Source organism: Citrobacter sp. L55 (assembly GCF_002850715.1).
GTDB lineage: Bacteria > Pseudomonadota > Gammaproteobacteria > Enterobacterales > Enterobacteriaceae > Citrobacter > Citrobacter braakii.
This window is the reverse complement of sequence record NZ_KZ559405.1, coordinates 90,696-108,784: the sequence shown is the minus strand read 5'-3', so window position 1 is coordinate 108,784 and position 18,089 is coordinate 90,696. Positions and strand designations below refer to the sequence as shown.

Annotated in this window: 14 protein-coding genes and 1 pseudogene; 6 read left to right on the top strand and 9 right to left on the bottom strand. The window is 57.9% G+C overall.

The window, feature by feature from the left end:
* The first annotated feature begins 1 nt into the window (after position 1).
* From B9P82_RS15610 to fbpC, 6 genes are all read left to right on the top strand, one after another.
* Positions 2–631, top strand: coding sequence for a response regulator transcription factor (locus B9P82_RS15610; RefSeq protein WP_032931278.1), 630 nt, complete (start codon positions 2–4; stop codon positions 629–631).
* Positions 631–2,172 carry an MASE1 domain-containing sensor histidine kinase gene (locus B9P82_RS15605; RefSeq protein ID WP_101700601.1) on the top strand — a complete coding sequence of 514 codons (1,542 nt, stop codon included), beginning with the start codon at positions 631–633 and terminating at the stop codon, positions 2,170–2,172. The genes B9P82_RS15610 and B9P82_RS15605 overlap by 1 nt, the downstream gene beginning before the upstream one ends.
* An 85-nt stretch (positions 2,173–2,257) precedes the next feature.
* Complete coding sequence (gene uhpC / locus B9P82_RS15600; RefSeq protein WP_101700600.1) at positions 2,258–3,562, top strand: MFS transporter family glucose-6-phosphate receptor UhpC; 1,305 nt, start codon at positions 2,258–2,260, stop codon at positions 3,560–3,562.
* Entirely contained in the window at positions 3,559–4,590 is a 1,032-nt protein-coding gene (locus B9P82_RS15595) for an ABC transporter substrate-binding protein (protein ID WP_016151983.1), read from the top strand. Before uhpC ends, B9P82_RS15595 begins: the two co-directional genes overlap by 4 nt.
* A 69-nt stretch (positions 4,591–4,659) precedes the next feature.
* Positions 4,660–6,738, top strand: coding sequence for an ABC transporter permease (locus B9P82_RS15590; protein ID WP_101700599.1), 2,079 nt, complete (start codon positions 4,660–4,662; stop codon positions 6,736–6,738).
* Between the two features lie 11 nt (positions 6,739–6,749).
* Positions 6,750–7,796 (top strand): ferric ABC transporter ATP-binding protein, encoded by a 1,047-nt coding sequence (gene fbpC, locus B9P82_RS15585; protein ID WP_019076130.1) that lies wholly within the window; start codon positions 6,750–6,752, stop codon positions 7,794–7,796.
* A gap of 69 nt (positions 7,797–7,865) precedes the next feature.
* Here fbpC and mmuM read toward each other — a convergent pair whose 3' ends face one another.
* The 9 genes and pseudogenes from mmuM to B9P82_RS15540 form a co-directional block, all read right to left on the bottom strand.
* Positions 7,866–8,807 (bottom strand): homocysteine S-methyltransferase, encoded by a 942-nt coding sequence (gene mmuM, locus B9P82_RS15580; RefSeq protein ID WP_094761417.1) that lies wholly within the window; start codon positions 8,805–8,807, stop codon positions 7,866–7,868.
* Entirely contained in the window at positions 8,794–10,197 is a 1,404-nt protein-coding gene (mmuP, locus tag B9P82_RS15575; protein WP_101700637.1) for an S-methylmethionine permease, read from the bottom strand. Before mmuP ends, mmuM begins: the two co-directional genes overlap by 14 nt.
* Before the next feature lie 279 nt (positions 10,198–10,476).
* Positions 10,477–11,682 (bottom strand): annotated as a pseudogene (mhpT, locus tag B9P82_RS15570) (3-(3-hydroxy-phenyl)propionate transporter MhpT); the annotation flags it as partial.
* Between the two features lie 68 nt (positions 11,683–11,750).
* A complete protein-coding gene (gene mhpE / locus B9P82_RS15565) occupies positions 11,751–12,764 on the bottom strand; it encodes a 4-hydroxy-2-oxovalerate aldolase (RefSeq protein WP_016151976.1) in 1,014 nt (337 codons plus the stop codon).
* On the bottom strand, positions 12,761–13,711 hold the full coding sequence (gene mhpF / locus B9P82_RS15560) for an acetaldehyde dehydrogenase (protein WP_046275615.1): 951 nt from the start codon (positions 13,709–13,711) through the stop codon (positions 12,761–12,763). The genes mhpE and mhpF overlap by 4 nt, the downstream gene beginning before the upstream one ends.
* The gene (gene mhpD, locus B9P82_RS15555) at positions 13,708–14,517 is read right to left on the bottom strand and encodes a 2-keto-4-pentenoate hydratase (protein ID WP_016151974.1); all 810 of its coding nucleotides are present in this window, start codon (positions 14,515–14,517) and stop codon (positions 13,708–13,710) included. The genes mhpF and mhpD overlap by 4 nt, the downstream gene beginning before the upstream one ends.
* Before the next feature lie 9 nt (positions 14,518–14,526).
* Positions 14,527–15,393: a 2-hydroxy-6-oxonona-2,4-dienedioate hydrolase gene (gene mhpC, locus B9P82_RS15550; protein WP_016151973.1), complete on the bottom strand. Its 867-nt coding sequence runs from the start codon at positions 15,391–15,393 to the stop codon at positions 14,527–14,529.
* A 28-nt stretch (positions 15,394–15,421) separates the two neighbouring features.
* The gene (gene mhpB / locus B9P82_RS15545; RefSeq protein WP_046275617.1) at positions 15,422–16,366 is read right to left on the bottom strand and encodes a 2,3-dihydroxyphenylpropionate/2,3-dihydroxicinnamic acid 1,2-dioxygenase; all 945 of its coding nucleotides are present in this window, start codon (positions 16,364–16,366) and stop codon (positions 15,422–15,424) included.
* 1 nt (position 16,367) lies between these two features.
* Positions 16,368–18,032 (bottom strand): bifunctional 3-(3-hydroxy-phenyl)propionate/3-hydroxycinnamic acid hydroxylase, encoded by a 1,665-nt coding sequence (locus tag B9P82_RS15540; protein ID WP_101700597.1) that lies wholly within the window; start codon positions 18,030–18,032, stop codon positions 16,368–16,370.
* Positions 18,033–18,089 lie beyond the last annotated feature (57 nt).

Genomic DNA, 18,089 nt, shown 5'->3' with positions numbered 1-18,089 from the left:
CATGATTCATGTTGTGCTGGTGGATGACCATGTGGTGGTGCGTTCCGGCTTTGCGCAATTACTCAGTCTCGAAGACGATCTCAACGTTGCTGGCCAGTACAGCAGCGCGGCACAGGCGTGGCCTGCATTACTGCATGATGACGTCAACGTTGCGGTGATGGATATCGCCATGCCGGATGAAAATGGCCTGAGCCTGTTAAAACGACTGCGGGCGCAAAAGCCCGGTTTTCGCGCCATTATTCTCAGCATCTATGACTCACCCACGTTTGTGCAAAGCGCACTGGATGCCGGTGCCAGCGGTTATCTGACCAAACGCTGCGGGCCAGAGGAACTGGTGCAGGCGGTACGTTCGGTTGGTATGGGCGGGCATTACCTGTGCGCCGACGCGCTACGGGCGCTACGCGGCGGCGAACAGCCCGCGCAGGTACTGGAGATACTGACCCCGCGCGAGCGCGAAGTGTTTGATCTGCTGGTCAAAGGCGACAGCGTAAAAGAGATCGCCTTCAAGCTCGACCTCAGCCATAAAACAGTGCACGTTCATCGTGCAAACGTGCTGGGCAAACTGCAATGCCACAGCACCATCGATCTGGTGCATTTTGCACTCGACCACCAGTTGCTGACGGGGCATTAATGTCACGCAGCCTTCGTCATTGGGTTATTTCTCTGTTTATTCTGCTGGCCTGGGGATCGGTCTGGCTGATGCTGTGGACGCTGGGGTTTTACCTGACCCACAACGGCCAGCAGGCAGCGATATTCCTGCCGCACGGCGTCTATCTCGCTCTGCTAATCCTGCTTTCTCGCCGTTACTGGCCCGCGCTGGTACTGCCGCCGGTGCTGATGCTGTTCTGGCTGCACAGCGAGCAATTAGTGAATGGCTATATCCTGCTGGCTGCGCCGTTGATTAGTTTGATCCCGGCGAGTATCGGCCAGTCATACTGGCACCGCTTCCCCCTTTACTGGCAGCGCTTAACGCTGCTGCTGGCCGCGGTGACGATCACGTCATTGCTCAATACCCTCCTGCTTTCACCGTTTATCCAAAGCCCGGCAACGTTAATTGGCCTGGCGTCGTTTACCGGCGGCGTGCTGCTGACGCCGTTTGTCTATCTGATCTATGAATTTCTGCGCCAGCAGCACCGCTATCATTTGCTCGGACTGGATACCACCAATCCCCCCCTGCGTACCTCGCTTATCATCTGGTGCAGTCTGTTTTTCATTATTGGCATAGGTACCCAGATGGTGCTGTCACCAGAGATCGAGCGCCTGCTGCTAATCGTGGTGTTCTTACCAAACGTGGTGATGGCGTGGAAATTTGGCTGGCAGGGCGGCGTGTTGTCCGGACTGCTCGGCAGCATGATGATCACCATCGCCCGGCAAATCGGCGTCGGGTTCAGCAATTTACTGGAGCTGGAGATTTTCCTCGCCACCCAGGCGCTGCTGGGCATAGGGCTCGGGATCGCTATCAGCCGCCAGCAGCATCTGGCGCAAAATCTGCACCATTATCGCCAGCGTCTGGAAGCCGAACTGGCAGCGCGACGCGCGCTGACCGAACAACTGATCCGCACCGAGGAAAATACGCGCAAAAGCCTGGCGCGGGAGCTACACGACGAAATTGGTCAGAACATCACCGCCATTCAAATTCAGTCGCAACTGGTCAAGCGCGCGCCGGGTCGCGAGCAAACGCTTGAAGCGGCAAATCAGATCAACGACCTTGCCCGGCGCATTCACCACTCCACCCGCCAACTGCTGCGCCAGCTACGACCGCCCGCGCTCGATGAACTGGCCTTTAAAGATGCACTGCATCATCTGGTGAATGAATTTGCCTTTGCCGAACGCGGCATTCGCTGTTGGTTTGACTATCAGCTTGAAAATACGCCAGAAAATGAAACGGTGCGTTTCACACTGTATCGCCTGCTGCAGGAGTTGCTCAATAACGTCTGTAAACATGCCGACGCCAGCGAAGTGTCGATTACGCTGCGCCAGCAGGAACACCGCGTGTTTCTGCACGTCGCTGACAACGGCGTAGGTATTCTCGCGGAGAAAATCCCCGGGTTCGGTATCCAGGGGATGCGTGAGCGGGTCAGCGCCCTTGGCGGCGAACTGACGCTCGAATCGAACAACGGCACGCGGGTAATTGTTAACCTGCCCACAAATTTGCAACAAATCAGCCGTTAACCAGGAAAAAGTCTTAGTCACTGCGGACTTTATCTCATCCCATTTTGCTTTCACTTTCCTATAGTCAGCACAAACGGAGGCTGCCATGCATGCACGTGCATCACGCGAAACAGACCAACAATACCGGGCGCTACGCCCCCGGCTGCTGATGTGTATGGTGATTGGGTACGCCGCGTTTTATCTGACGCGCAAAAGCGTTAACTACGTCCTCCCGGCGCTGCAAACGGATCTGGGTCTGGATAAAGGCGATATCGGCCTGCTGGGATCGCTGTTTTATCTGACCTATGGCCTGTCAAAATTCACCGCTGGGCTATGGCACGACAGCCACGGACAGCGCGCGTTTATGGGCATTGGCCTGTTTGCGACCGGCGTTTTAAACGTGCTGTTCGCCTTTGGTGAATCGCTGACGCTGCTCCTGGTGGTCTGGACGCTGAACGGATTTTTTCAGGGCTGGGGCTGGCCGCCCTGCGCCCGACTACTGACTCACTGGTACTCGCGTAACGAACGCGGATTCTGGTGGGGCTGCTGGAATATGTCGATCAACATCGGAGGGGCCATCATCCCGCTGATTAGCGCCTTTGCCGCCCACTGGTGGGGTTGGCAGGCAGCCATGCTGGCTCCGGGGATAATCAGCATGGCGTTAGGCATCTGGCTCACCCTGCAACTGAAAGGCACACCCCGGGAAGAAGGCTTACCCCCGGTTGGGGAATGGCGGCAAGACCCGCTGGAGTTGCGTCAGGAGCAGCAAAGTCCGCCGATGGGGCTGTGGCAAATGTTACGCACCACCATGCTGAAGAACCCGATGATCTGGCTACTCGGCGTGTCATATGTGTTGGTCTATCTGATCCGCATTGCGCTGAACGACTGGGGCAACATCTGGCTGACGGAAAGCCACGGTGTGAACCTGCTCAGCGCCAATGCCACGGTAATGCTGTTTGAAGTCGGCGGCTTGCTGGGGGCGCTGTTTGCCGGATGGGGATCGGATTTGCTGTTCAGCGGTCAGCGTGCCCCAATGATTTTGCTGTTCACACTGGGGCTGATGGTCTCCGTCGCCGCGCTGTGGCTGGCGCCGGTGCACCACTACGCGCTACTGGCAGTGTGTTTCTTTACCGTGGGCTTTTTTGTGTTTGGCCCACAGATGCTAATTGGCCTCGCGGCCGTGGAATGCGGACATAAAGCGGCGGCAGGTTCAATTACTGGTTTTCTCGGGCTGTTCGCCTATCTGGGGGCCGCGCTGGCGGGTTGGCCGCTGTCGCTGGTCATAGAACACTACGGCTGGTCGGGAATGTTCAGTTTGCTCTCGGTTGCCGCTGTCTTTATGGGTTTATTGCTGATGCCATTGCTCATTGCGGGCATTCCCCCTTCTCTCAGTCAAAGGATAAAACAATGAAACTGACGCTTACCTCTACCCTAATTGCCTCCGCTCTGACGCTGGCAGCCTTCAGCAGTGCAGCTCAGGCGCAGGGTCGTCTGGTGGTGTATTGCAGCGCCACCAACGAAATGTGCGAAACCGAAACCAAAGCCTTCGGTGAAAAATATGATGTGAAGACTTCATTCATTCGCAACGGCTCAGGCAGTACGCTGGCGAAAGTGGATGCCGAGAAGAAAAACCCGCAAGCGGATGTCTGGTACGGCGGTACGCTGGATCCACAGTCTCAGGCCGGTGAAATGGGGCTGCTGCAGCCGTATAAATCACCAAACCTCGAACAAATCATGGAGAAGTTTCGCGATCCGGCAAAAGTGAAAGGCAACCTCTCCTCGGCGGTTTATGTCGGTATTCTGGGCTTTGGCGTCAATACCCAGCGCCTGAAAGAGAAAAACCTACCGGTGCCAAAATGCTGGAAGGATCTGACCAAACCGGAATACAAAGGCGAAATCCAGATTGCTGATCCGCAAAGCTCCGGTACCGCCTATACCGCACTGGCGACCTTTGCCCAACTGTGGGGGGAAGATCAGGCCTTTGACTACCTGAAACAGCTCAACGCCAACGTCTCCCAGTACACCAAATCCGGCATTGCCCCGGCGCGTAACGCCGCCCGTGGCGAAACGGCTATCGGCATCGGTTTCTTGCACGACTACTCGCTGGAAAAAGAACAGGGCGCACCGCTGGAACTTGTCTCACCGTGCGAAGGTACCGGTTATGAAATCGGCGGTGTCAGCATCCTGAAAGGCGCGCGCAACCTCGATAACGCCAAACTGTTCGTTGACTGGGTACTGTCGAAAGACGCGCAGGAGCTGGCGTGGAAAAAAGGTAAATCCTATCAGATCCTGACCAACACCACCGCCGAGACGTCCCCTAACTCGCTGAAGCTCGACGACCTGAAGCTTATCAATTACGACATGGATAAGTACGGCTCGACCGACGTGCGTAAAGCCCTGATCAATAAGTGGGTCAGCGAAGTGAAGATGGGTAAATAACCCCAGATTTGCGTTCATTTGCCGGATAAGGCCTTAACGCCATATCCGGCCTGAAATACCGGAACCGCTATGTCACACACACTTGCACTCCATCCCGTGAAAAAACGGGATGCGATATTTCTTTGGATTTTACTCGGCTGGCTGGCGTTTGCCCTGCTGCCGAGCTGGAGCCTGGACTACGGTCTGCTGGAGTCGACGCGCGAAGAAATTCTCGCCGCCTACGGCTGGTCACAGTTCAATATCAGTTGGCTCTGGTATCTGCTGCCAAGCCTGCTGCTGGTGCGCCCGTTCCATGAAGCCAGACGCGAACAGCGCAGCCGCCATTATTTTGACGCGGGCTGGGCGTTTTTCTGTATGGCGTTTATCGTCGCCAGCGCGACTATTGAGGGACGCGGCTTAGGCTATGCCACCATCGTGCTGTTTGTGGCACTTGGCGCGATCATGACCCTGGCGCTCACCCGTCTGGAATGGCTGGGCGGCGACCGTTTCGTCATCGGCTCGCTCACCGCGATTGTCGCGCTGATCGGTATTTTTATCGTCTGGCCAAGTATCGCTATTTTCATTCCGATGTTCACCAACGACGCCGGGGAATTTGCTCCGCTGGCGTTTATGAATGTGCTGTCGCAGGCGCATATCATTCAGGTGATCCTCAACTCGATTATGCTGTCGATTGCCGTCGGCGTCGGCTGTACCTTCTTTGGCCTGGTGCTGGCTATCTACACCACCCGTATTGCGAAACGCAGCGCCATTATTGGACGTATTTTCTCGATTCTGCCGATCGTCACCCCGCCGTTTGTTGTGGGTTTAGGTGTAACGCTGATGATGGGACGCTCCGGTTACATCACCGAATTTATGGTCGACTGGTTTGGTTTGACCAACACCAACTGGCTGTACGGTTTTACCGGCATCTGGCTGGCGCAGGTGCTGGCCTTCACTCCGATGGCGTTTATGATCCTCGACGGGGCGATCAAAACCATTCATCCGTCGCTGGAGGAGGCGTCATACACCCTGCGCGCCAGCCGCTGGCAAACCTTTAACGGCGTGTTTGTCCCGCTGCTAAAACCGGCACTGGCAAACGCCTTTTTAATTGTGGTGGTGCAGTCGCTGGCCGACTTCAGTAACCCGCTGGTGCTTGGCGGTAACTTCGACGTGCTGGCAACGCAAATCTACTTCTATATCACCGGCTCCCAGCTCGACTACCAGGCCGCCAGTACGCTGGGTGCCTTCCTGTTGCTGTTCTCGCTGCTGGTGTTCTGCGTGCAGTACATGTGGATTGGTAAACGCTCGTACGTCACCGTTTCCGGTAAATCCTATCGGGGCGACGTGCAGCCGCTGCCGGTAACGCTGGTATGGAGCGTGGTCGCGCTGCTGGCGGTGTGGATTGCCTTTAACGCCCTGCTCTATGGCAGCATTTTCTACGGCAGTTTCACCGTAAACTGGGGCGTGGACTACACCCTGACGCTGGCGAACTTTACCAAACTGTTCGGTCAGGGAATGAGCGACGGCGCGTGGCCTTCACTGCTCGACACCCTGCTCTACGCCGGGATTGCCGCGCCGATCACCGCTATCTTCGGCCTGCTGATCGCATGGGTTGTGGTGCGTCAGCAGTTTAAAGGCAAAAAGACCATCGAGTTCACCACTATGCTGTGCTTTGCCGTTCCGGGCACCGTAGCGGGCGTGTCGTACATTCTGGCCTTTAACAGCGCCCCGGTATACCTCACCGGCACCGCCGCCATCGTGATTATCTCAATGGTAATGCGTAATGTCCCGGTCGGTATCCGGGCGGGCATTGCGGGCTTAGGCCAAATCGATAAATCGCTGGATGAAGCCTCGCTCAGTCTGCGTGCCGGTTCCCTGCGCACCATTACGCATATCCTGTTGCCGCTGCTGCGCCCGGCGATCCTCTCAGCGCTGATCTACAGCTTTGTGCGCGCCATTACCACCGTCAGCGCCATTGTGTTCCTCGTCACGCCGGATACCCGCGTGGCCACGGCCTACATCCTGAACCGCGTAGAAGACGGCGAATACGGCGTGGCGATTGCCTACGGTTCCATTTTAATCGTGGTGATGCTGGCGATTATTTTCATCTTTGACTGGCTGATCGGTGAATCACGTACCTCCCGTTCAAAAGCCAAAAACCAGGCGTAATGGAGCGCACTATGACTCAGAAAAATTTCGTTGAACTGCGCAACGTCACTAAACGATTTGGCAGCAACACGGTTATCGACAATATCAATCTCACCATTCCGCAGGGGCAAATGGTAACGCTGCTCGGCCCGTCCGGCTGCGGTAAAACCACCATCTTGCGTCTGGTTGCCGGGCTGGAAAAACCGAGCGAAGGACAAATTTTCATTGATGGCGAAGACGTTACCCATCGTTCTATTCAGCAGCGCGATATCTGTATGGTGTTTCAGTCATATGCCCTGTTCCCGCACATGTCGTTAGGGGAGAACGTCGGTTATGGCCTGAAGATGCTCGGCGTGTCGCGCGCGGAGGTGAAAACCCGCGTCAAAGAGGCGCTGGCGATGGTGGATCTGGAAGGATTTGAAGACCGCTTTGTCGATCAGATCTCCGGCGGTCAGCAGCAGCGCGTGGCGCTGGCCCGTGCGTTGATCCTCAAACCGAAAGTGCTGCTGTTTGATGAGCCGTTAAGTAACCTGGACGCCAACCTGCGTCGCAGCATGCGCGACAAGATCCGCGAGCTGCAAAAGCAGTTTGATATCACCTCGCTGTACGTCACCCACGATCAAAGCGAAGCCTTTGCGGTTTCCGATACCGTACTGGTGATGAACAAGGGACACATCATGCAGATCGGCTCGCCGCAGGATCTCTATCGCCAGCCCGCCTCCCGCTTTATGGCGAGCTTTATGGGCGATTCTAACCTGTTCCCGGCCACCTTCAGCGACAGATACGTTGATATCTACGGCTATCATCTGCCGCGCCCACTGCACTTTAGCGATCAAGGCGAGGGCATGGTAGGCGTGCGCCCGGAAGCGATCACGCTCAGCGACCGCGGCGAAGAGAGCCAACGCTGCGTGATCAGCCATGTCGCGTATATGGGACCCCAATATGAGGTCACGGTGGAGTGGCACGGACAGGAGATTTTATTGCAGGTCAACGCTACGCGTCTGCAGCCGGACGTCGGCGAGCAGTATTATCTCGAAATCCATCCGTACGGCATGTTTGTGCTGGCGGATGCGGCATAAAGTGTTACCCATGTTTCCGGTTCATACCGTATCGCCATCCGGCAAAAATGCCCGATGGCGGCTTACGTCTTATCGGGCCTGAACTTGAACTTTTAACGCGGCAATATCCGCGGGCGTGGTGCGACAGCACCCGCCAATCAATCGTGCGCCAGCGGCCTGCCACTGTGGCAGATAATCCGCCAGTTGCGCACAAGACTCACCGTGATGATGCCAGGTTTTGCTCGCGGCATCGTACTGCTCGCCCGAATTCGGATACACCACCAGCGGCAGCGCCGTTAAGCCGTGTAAATGCTGCAACGCAGCGGTGGTGTTTTCCAGCGCAATGCAGTTAATACCTAACGCCACCACCTGCGGATAATCCGCCAGCAACGCGACCACGTCACGCAGCGGCGTACCGTCGCTCAGATGCTCGCTGTCACGCAGAGTAAATGAGAACCAGGCACGTGCACGCGGGTACGCGGTCAACAGCTCAGCCAGTGCGCCAATCTCGACAAAATTCGGCAGAGTTTCGCAGGCCAGCAGATCGGCCCCGGCATCCAGCAATGCTTCCACGCGCGGGCGATGAAACGCCTGGAATGCCTCGGCGCTGCGCTGGTAATCGCCACGGTATTCAGAGCCGTCCGCCAGATACGCGCCGTAAGGTCCGACAGATCCCGCCACCAACAGCGTGCCCGCTTGCGGGTTCTCTGCCAGATACGCTTCACGCGCTTTACGCGCCAGCTCCACGCTTTTGCCAATCAGCGCTTTCGACTGCGCTTCATCCAAACCACGCGCGGCAAAGCCCGCCGGTGTCGCCTGATAGCTGGCGGTGATCGCGCATTGCGCCCCCGCCCGGTAATAATCAAGATGCACTTCGCGGATAAGCTCCGGGTTTTCTACCAGCACTTTGGCTGACCACAGGCTGTCGGCTAAGTTACACCCTCGCGCTTCCAGCTCCGTCGCCATCGCGCCATCCAGTAACAGGACATCCTGTTTCTCAAGGAGAGCGCGTAACGGATTATTCTGCGACATGTTCTGGCTCCTGTTTTGCGTTACGGGGTTGAGTAAGGAAATATGCACCATAGCACAACGCAACAAACGGTAACCCGCACCACAACGCAATTCTCTGCGCTGGATCGAATGCCAGCCCTACACAGGCCACCAGGCACAACACAAATCCTAATACCGGCACCAGCGGATACAACGGCGCACGATAATGTAATGCACTCAATGCCTTACCCTGTTGCAAATGACGGCGGCGAAAAACAAAGTGCGAAGCGCAGATGCTCAGCCACACCGCCACCACCGCAAACCCGGAGATTGCCGACAGCGCGACAAATACCGTGTCCGGGGCCACCACGCTGGAAAACAACGCCAGTACGCCGCCGAGCATACTGACCGACAGCGCCGTCAGCGGCACGCCGTTTTTCGTTACTCGCGCAAAACAGGCTGGCAGCGTACGTTCATTCGACAACGACCAGAGCATGCGCCCGGAGGCATACAGCCCGGAGTTCGCCGCAGAAAGAATGGCTGTCAGGATCACGAAGTTAAAAATATCGGCGGCGTACGGAATACCTACCTTCTCAAACACCAGCACAAACGGGCTTTTCTCCACGCCCGCCTGCTGCATCGGGATCAGCGCCGCCAGCACAAACACGGTGCCGATAAAGAAAATAATCAGTCGCGCGATGGTGGTACGAATCGCCACCGGGATCACCTTGCGCGGATTTTCCGTTTCACCGGCGGCAATACCGATAAGCTCAGTTCCCGAAAAAGCAAAGTTCACCGCCACCATAGTCATCAGGATCGGTAAGCCACCATGCGGGAACCAACCTTCCGCTGTGATATTACTCAGCCCCGGCGCGGGCGAGCCATCCTGCATCGGGATAAAGCCAAAAATCGCCGCCCCGCCGAGGATAATAAAGGCGATGATAGTGACCACTTTCACCAACGAGAACCAGAACTCCCCTTCGGCAAAAAAGCGCGTGGAGATAACATTCAGGCCAAAAATAATCACACAGAACACCACGCACCAGACCCATACTGGCACCAACGGAAACCAGTACTGCATACAGAATCCGGCAGCGGTAAAACTCGAACCAAGCGCCACGGTCCAGGTCAGCCAGTAGAGCCAGGCCACGGTATACCCCGTCGCCGGGCCGAGATAGCGCGCGGCATAGACGTGAAACGCCCCGGTCTCCGGCATCGCGACCGACAGCTCGCCCAGACACTGCATAACCAGCCAGACCACCAGCGCGCCAATCAGATAGGCCAGCAGCGTTCCCGCGGCCCCGGTAGTGGAGATGATGTAGCCGGTATTGAAGAATAACCCTGTGCCAATCACGCCGCCTAAGGAGAGCATAATCAGGTGACGCGTTTTCATCGTGCGCTTCAGTGGCGCATTTTGTTGTGTTGTTTGCATATAACCTTCCAAACGTATGGACATCTAAACATCCAAAGAAGGTGTGTTATACCGCGTTTGTTAACACAATGCAAAATCAACCCTGCACCAGACGCAGATGACCGCGCCGGGCGCTTAATATCGGGTGGGGGTTAATTATCAAATATAAAAAGGGCCGCCAGCTCATAACGCCTCCGTTGCCAGGCTTTACATAAACTCTGGCAACGTCATCGCCGGCTGGCGTTCACCCGGAAGTGGGAACCGTATCTCCCCACTCATACAACCGAACGATTGTTTATGAGCCACTGGTCGGGATCGGCATCTGCGATTTCGGCTCATCAGGAAAAATACCGCCAGCCCTGCCAGTAAAATGCCCGGCGCAGAAGCCGCCATCACGCCTACCGTTCCTGTGCCGAGCGCTAACATTTTTCCTGCCAGCAGCGGGCCGCTCATCGCCCCCAGACGCCCAACAGCGACGGCGGTACCCACGCCTGTCGCGCGGATCTGCGTACTGTAAAACAGCGGAGCCAGCGCATACAGCACGCTTTGTCCTCCAGTGGCAAACATCCCCGCCACAAATCCGGCCATCAGCATACCGCTCAATGACGACACCGTCCCCAGCGCCAGCAATGAAGCCAACATCCCGGTGTAGATCAGAAGCGACATGACCACCGGGCGCAGTTTGTCCATTAACGCCCCGAGAATTAACGTGCCGCTGGCCGCACCGATTTGCAGAGCAAACATCACGCCAGCCGCCTGCGAGGGCTGAAAGCCCTGCTCCACCAGCAGCATCGGCAGCCAGTTAATCAGCATATACACCACCAGCAGGGTGAAGAAATAGCACAGCCACAGCAGCAGCGTGGCGGTGGCGGTAGCGGGTGCGAACAGGGCGCGCAACGGCGCGGCGGCCACCTGCGTTTGCTGGGCATAAACCTGTGATTCCGGCAGCCAGCGCATCAACAACGGCACCAGCAGCAGCGGGATCACTCCGCCAACCCAGAACACCGTTTGCCAGGCGGCGGCCAGACCGCTAAACCCGAGCGCCGCCGCTAACGCCGCGCCAATCGGCACACCACAGTACATCAGGCTCACCGCCGTACCGCGAAAACGCGGGCCCGCCGCTTCGGAGGTCAGCGCGATCAGATTCGGCAACGCCGCGCCCAACCCGACGCCGGTCATCAGACGGGCAAACACCAGCGACGAGAAATCCCAGGAAATCGCCGTCGCCAGCGAGAACAGGCCGAACAGCGCCACGGAGGCAATAAGAATGCGCTTGCGGCCATAGCGATCGGCCAGCATGCCGCCCACCAGCGCGCCGGGCAGCAGCCCGAGAATGCCCGCACTGAAGATCCAGCCCATCTGCATTTTATCCAGCGCAAACGCCTGGGCGATACCGACGGCAGCGATCCCGGCGGCCTGTAGATCCAGCCCTTCCATCAGGGCGACTAAAAAGCAAAGCCCGACGGTTAACGTCAGGCGGTAAGATGTGGGGGTACGGGTAGTCATAAGATGTACCTCTGAGGTCACGATGCAGGTGAGTCGCGGCTGATACGTTGCCAGCCGCGTAATCATTTTTATTTGCTATTGCGCAGATCCAGCGCCACGTCGACGATCATATCTTCCTGGCCGCCCACCATTCGGCGTTTGCCCAGTTCAACCAGAATATCGACCGCGCTCAGGCCATAACGCGCCGCCGCCACTTCGCAGTGACGCAAGAAGCTGGAGTACACCCCGGCATAGCCCAGTGCCAGCGTTTCGCGATCCACCCGCACCGGACGGTCCTGCAGTGGACGCACCAGATCGTCGGCGGCGTCCATCAGCGCATACAGATCGGTGCCGTGCTGCCAGCCGAGCTTATCCGCAGCGGCGATAAACACTTCCAGCGGCGCGTTGCCCGCGCCAGCGCCCATACCCGCCAGGCTGGCGTCGATACGGTCGCAGCCCTCTTCCACCGCAGCAATCGAGTTCGCCACGCCGAGACTCAGGTTGTGATGCGCATGCATTCCGGTTTCTGTCTCTGGCTTCAGCACCGCTTTCAGGGCGCGGAAGCGGGCGCGAATATCGCTCATATTCATCGCCCCGCCGGAATCGACCACGTAGATACACGTCGCGCCGTAGTTTTCCATCAGCTTCGCCTGCTGCGCCAGATTCTCCGGCGTGGTCATATGGCTCATCATCAGAAAGCCGACGGTATCCATGCCGAGCTCACGCGCGTACTGAATATGCTGGGCCGACACGTCCGCTTCGGTGCAGTGGGTCGCCACGCGCACCACTCGAGCGCCGGCCTGATACGCGTTTTTCAGGTCATGAAGAGTGCCGATGCCCGGCAGCAACAGCGTGGCGATCTTTGCGTGTTTGACCACGTCTGCTGCCGCTTCAATCCACTCGAGATCGCTGTGCGCGCCAAAGCCGTAGTTAAAGCTGGAACCTTGTAAACCGTCGCCGTGGGCCACCTCAATGGAATCAACCCGCGCGTCGTCCAGCGCTTTGGCAATCTGGCGTACGTTTTCCAGCGAATACTGGTGACGAATCGCATGCATACCGTCGCGCAGGGTCACGTCAGAGATATAGAGTTTTTTACCGTTCATGCTGCTTCTCCTGCCTGACGGGTGAGTGACTGCGCCATCTGCTCAGCGGTCGCCAGCGCGCTGGAGGTCATAATGTCGAGGTTGCCCGCATAGGCGGGTAAATAGTGCGCCGCACCTTCCACTTCCAGATACACCGCGGTTTTCAGCCCGGAAAACTGACCAATACCCGGCAGATTCACCGGTTTATCCTGCGGGATGACTTCAAACTGGACGCGCTGTTTCAGGCGATAGCCCGGCACATACGCCTGCACCGCCGCCGCCATGTCATTAATCGACGCTTCAACTTCAAGCTGGGAGGCCGCTTCGCTCAACACATACACCGTGTCGCGCATCATCAGCGGCGGCTCAGCCGGGTTAAGTACGATAATGGCTTTGCCTTTAGCCGCGCCCCCCACCACTTCAATCGCCTTCGAGGTGGTTTCGGTAAACTCGTCGATATTGGCGCGGGTGCCCGGTCCCGCAGATTTACTGGCGATCGAGGCGATAATTTCGGCGTAATGGACTTTTGCCACGCGAGAAACCGCCGCCACCATCGGGATGGTCGCCTGCCCGCCGCAGGTCACCATATTGACGTTCTGCTGGTTAACGTTGGCCTCCAGATTCACCACCGGGACGCAGTACGGGCCGATCGCTGCGGGCGTCAGGTCGATCAGACGGATCCCCGGTTTTACGGCGCGCAGCGCGGCGTCATTTTTCACGTGCGCGCCCGCGCTGGTGGCATCAAACACGATGTCAATGTCAGCGAATTCTGGCATCGCAAGAAGCCCCGTCACCCCTTCATGGGTGGTGGCAACGCCCATACGCCGGGCGCGTGCCAGACCGTCGGATTGCGGATCAATCCCCACCATCACCGCCATCTCCAGACGTACGCCGTGACGCAGAATTTTAATCATCAAATCGGTGCCGATGTTGCCAGAGCCGATAATGGCGACTTTACGCTTACTCATGACTGACTTCCTTTTGTAACCGCCGCTGAAAAGGTGGCGGCAACTGAACCAATACCGTCGATATGGGCTTCGAAACGATCGCCCGCATTCACCGCCACCATCGGGCCTAACGCCCCGGTGAGAATAATGTCCCCGGCACGCAGCGGCTCGCCGAGGCTGGCCATTTTGCGCGCCAGCCACACGGCGGCGTTGATCGGATGTCCCAGACATTCGCTACCGCGCCCGCTGGAAACCTCTTCGTTATTGCGCGTCATTTTCATCGCGCAGTTTTTCAGATCTAATCCTGCCGGACGTTGTGCCGGACCGCCGACCACATACACGCCACAGGAGGCGTTATCCGCCACGGTATCAACAAACTTGATCGACCAGTCGCGAATACGGCTGCCGACCACTTCCAGCGCGGGTAGCACCCACTCGATGGCGTTGTACAGCTCGTCAAAGGTGGTATCGGCATTGGGCAGATCGCGGTTCAGCACCAGCGCAATCTCCGCTTCAATACGCGGTTGTAGCACGCGGGCAAACGCAATGGTGTCGTTGTCGCCGTAGCACATGTCGGCGAACAGCGTGCCGAAGTCAGGCTGATCGACGCCCAGCTGCTGTTGCACTTTCGGGTGCGTCAGTCCCACTTTGCGCCCGACGACGCGACGCCCTCGCGCCACGTCATACTGCACATTGATACGCTGAATGGCGTAGGCCGCTTCGGCGTTATCCACGCCGATCAGTTCACGCAACGGGGCGATAGCGTCCCCTTTTTCCTCAGCCTGACGTAAATCGGCGGCTAACTGCTCAAGATTAAGATTCGTCATGTCCGTTCCTTAAGGGCGTGCGAGGAAGTTCAGCACCAGCTGGTTAAAAGCATCCGCATGTTCCCACTGTGCCCAGTGCCCGCAGTCGCGGTAGATGTGCAGCTCAGACCCGGCAATCCCGGAGAGCAGGCGCAGGCCGGCGTCCATCGGCACAAAGCGGTCGTTGCGTCCCCAGACAATCAGGGTCTGGGCTTTGATTTCGCCCAGGCGCGGGCTGAAATCCGGAAACTGTTTCGGGTTGGCTTCAAGGCTGTGGACAAAGTTTTCCAGGTGATCGCGACGCGACAGCATGTTATTCAGACGCGCCTCAAACAGCGCCTCGGTCAGATCGCTGGTGTCGAAGACAAAGATCTCCATCATCAGCTTCAGGTTCTCGATGGTCGGTTCGCGGTACAGCTGATTCAGGCGCTTGATGCCTTCGGTCGGCATCGGGGTAAACAGGCTCATGCCCCCCGTCCCGCCGCCCATCAGCACCAGCTTGCCCACACGCTCCGGCCAGCTCAGGGTGAACGCCACGGCACTGTGGCCCCCCATCGAGTTGCCCAGCAGATGGATTTTCTGAATATCCAACTGATCGACCACGCTTTTCAGGATGCGAGCATTAAGATCGGATCGCGAACCGCGGTTAACGATGCCATCGCTTTTGCCCCAGCCAGGACAATCCAGCAGGATCACCCGGTATCCAGCCTCCACCAGAGGATCGATATTGCGGCTGAAGTTCGCCCAGCCCGTCGCACCCGGACCAGATCCATGCAACAGCACGACGGTCTCTTCGCCCTGCCCACAGTCATTGAAATGCACGCGCAGCGTTTCGCCTGCTTCCTGCACCTGCAGAAAACGACTGGTTGCGGCTTCGGTTTGCGGTTGGTAAGTCATGATGTTCTCCTGCATATTCAGTTCTGTTTCAATTCTGTGTGGTGGCGCTCAGGGAGCCGAATCCAGCGATCCACTCTGGGATCGGGCGGTAATAACGGCCTTCGCTGCGCCAGTTGCCAAAGGCAGAAATAGCGGCGAAGGCAGCAACCCAGGTTTTAACTTCGTGCGTTGATTTGCCCGCCATCGCGGACAGTTCTTCGTTACTGACCGCGTCCAGCTCCTGCAAACGCCCCTGTTCAAGCAGCGTCATAAAGCGGTTATCCCAGACAGGATTAAGCGGATGCAGCGTGTGTTGATCGGCCACAAACTTCTCGGCGGCGCTGATCACCCGCTGCTGGCGCAGCTCGCGCTCGTTTTCAGGCAGTTGTTTGCCGCTGCCGAGCAGGCGGTCGCGCATATGGGCATCGGCCTTCGCCAGCTCCGGGACCGGCGGCTGATGCGACAGGCCGCCGGAGCCTAAAAACAGCACACGCTGATTCAGCGAGCTGGCGAATCGGCCAATCGCTTCACCGAGCATGCGGGTACGCTGAAAGCCCGGCAGCGGCGTGGCGACGCCGTTAATAAACACTGGCAGCACCGGCACGTTATCCAGACCGCCGAGCAAAAACTCCAGCGGCTGCGCGAAGCCGTGATCGACCTGCATGTTGTAGGACACGGCGAGATCGATGCCGCTTTTCATTACCGCGTGGGCGCAGGCTTCAGCGAGATCTGTCGGCACCGGCAGTTCCCCCGCCGCGCTGCCGAAGTCGCCGATCGCCGTAGCGCCTACGCCTAAACAGAACGGCGGCATCACGTCGTAGAAAAATCCGTTGTAGTGATCGGGGGCAAACAGCACCACCAGTTCAGGGTCGAACGCCGCAATACGTGCCCGGGCGCTGGCGATCACACCGTTAACCTCGTCGAGCACGGCCTGCGCCGGGTCGACGTAACCCACCAGCGGCGAGTGGGAAAGACAGTGAAGATAAGCGTGCATATCAGGCCACCTTTTCAGCGGGAATGTGGGCATTAACGCGGGTGAGCGTCATCACCGACGCCAGTTTATTCAGGGTACTGCCCAGGGTTTGCGGAATGGCGATGGCGGCGACAAAGCGGTCCGGGCGTATCACCACCAGCGCGGCGTTGTGCTGGGCAAACCACGTGCGCAGGCGGTTTTGCGTATCGCCAATGCGGGTAACGCCGTCGTGGTTATCCTGATCGGTTTGTATCTGTGTATCCGGCACCACCTGGATAAACTGCGTCCCCAGCGCCTGCCACTGATGGATCTGCGCCTCGCTCATGCCCCACAGCGGGTTACAGCCCCAACCGATCACCGCGAAATTCGGTCCGATGACGTTGTCGAGCAGCGTCACTTCACCTGATTCCAGCGTTACCTTCGGTTGGATAAACATCTTGCCAACGGGAGAGGTTTTCACGTCGCCTTCACGCACCAGCGCCCCAACGTGGTACTGCGGCATCGGCTTAAAGCGCATTTCAAGGAAGTAGCGTTTGACCGGCGGAATGTAGTTCAGCAGCCAGGAAACCCCATCGCGCACCGCGCCGTGCCAGCGTTTCGGCGGCGCAAGTACGTTGCCTGCGGTCACCGAGAGATCGATCATCGCTTTGGCGTGGTCGCGGCGTTCCTGCTGGTAGGTATCCAACAGCGTATCACCGGCTTTGCCCTCAATCACCAGCGCCAGTTTCCACGCCAGATTGAAGGCATCGCGCATGCCGCTGTTGTACCCCTGCCCCTGCCAGACCGGCATAATGTGCGCCGCATCGCCCGCCAGCAGCACGTGGTCAATGCGAAAACGTTCGGCCAGACGTGCGTTATGGGTATATACGCGCTGGCGGATCAGCTCGACGTTGTCCGGGTTCGGCAGCACTTTGCTCAAAAGCTGGCGCATATTCTGCGGTTCGCTGAGCTGCGCTTCGGTTTCCCCCGGCATCACCATAAATTCAAAGCGGCGCACCGCGTGCGGCAGCGCGGCGGAGACATACGGGCGCACCGGATCGCAGCACAGATACACATGCGGCGTGCTGAGCGGATCGTTAGCGATATCCACCACAATCCACTGATTCGGCGCGGTTTTGCCTTCAAATGGCACATTCAGCGAACGTCTGACGTTGCTGGCCCCACCGTCGCAGGCCACCAGCCACTGAGCTTTCACCGTTTCACGCTGGCCATCCGGCGCTTTCAGGTTCAATTTCACTTCACCATTTTGCTGGCTGAAGGCTTCCAGTTCGCGGGAGAACAGGCAGCGCACGTTGGGAAAACGCGACAGCCCTTCCAGCATCACCGCGTCTACCTGCGGCTGAATAAACGCGTTGCGGCGCGACCAGCCAAATTCGTCGGTCATCGGCTGGATATCAGCAAAACAGCGCCCTTTCGGGGTGAGAAAGCGCATCGCATGCCACGGCGTGGTGTGCGGCAAAACATTTTCGACCAGACCGACGGACTGCATGGTGCGCAGCGCTTCATCGTCAATGCCGATGGCGCGAGGATAGTCGATAAGGGTATCGAGCTTCTCCACCACCAGCACCTCAATGCCCATCTGGCCAAGATAGTTCGCCATCATCAGCCCTACCGGACCGGCTCCGGCAATCGCTACCTGCACGGTGTGCTGCACAGCGGGTTGGATATCTGGATTTATTGTTGTCATTTCAGAACCTCACTACTCGGACAAAATGCAATTGCAGACCCTGGTGAGGCGCAATTG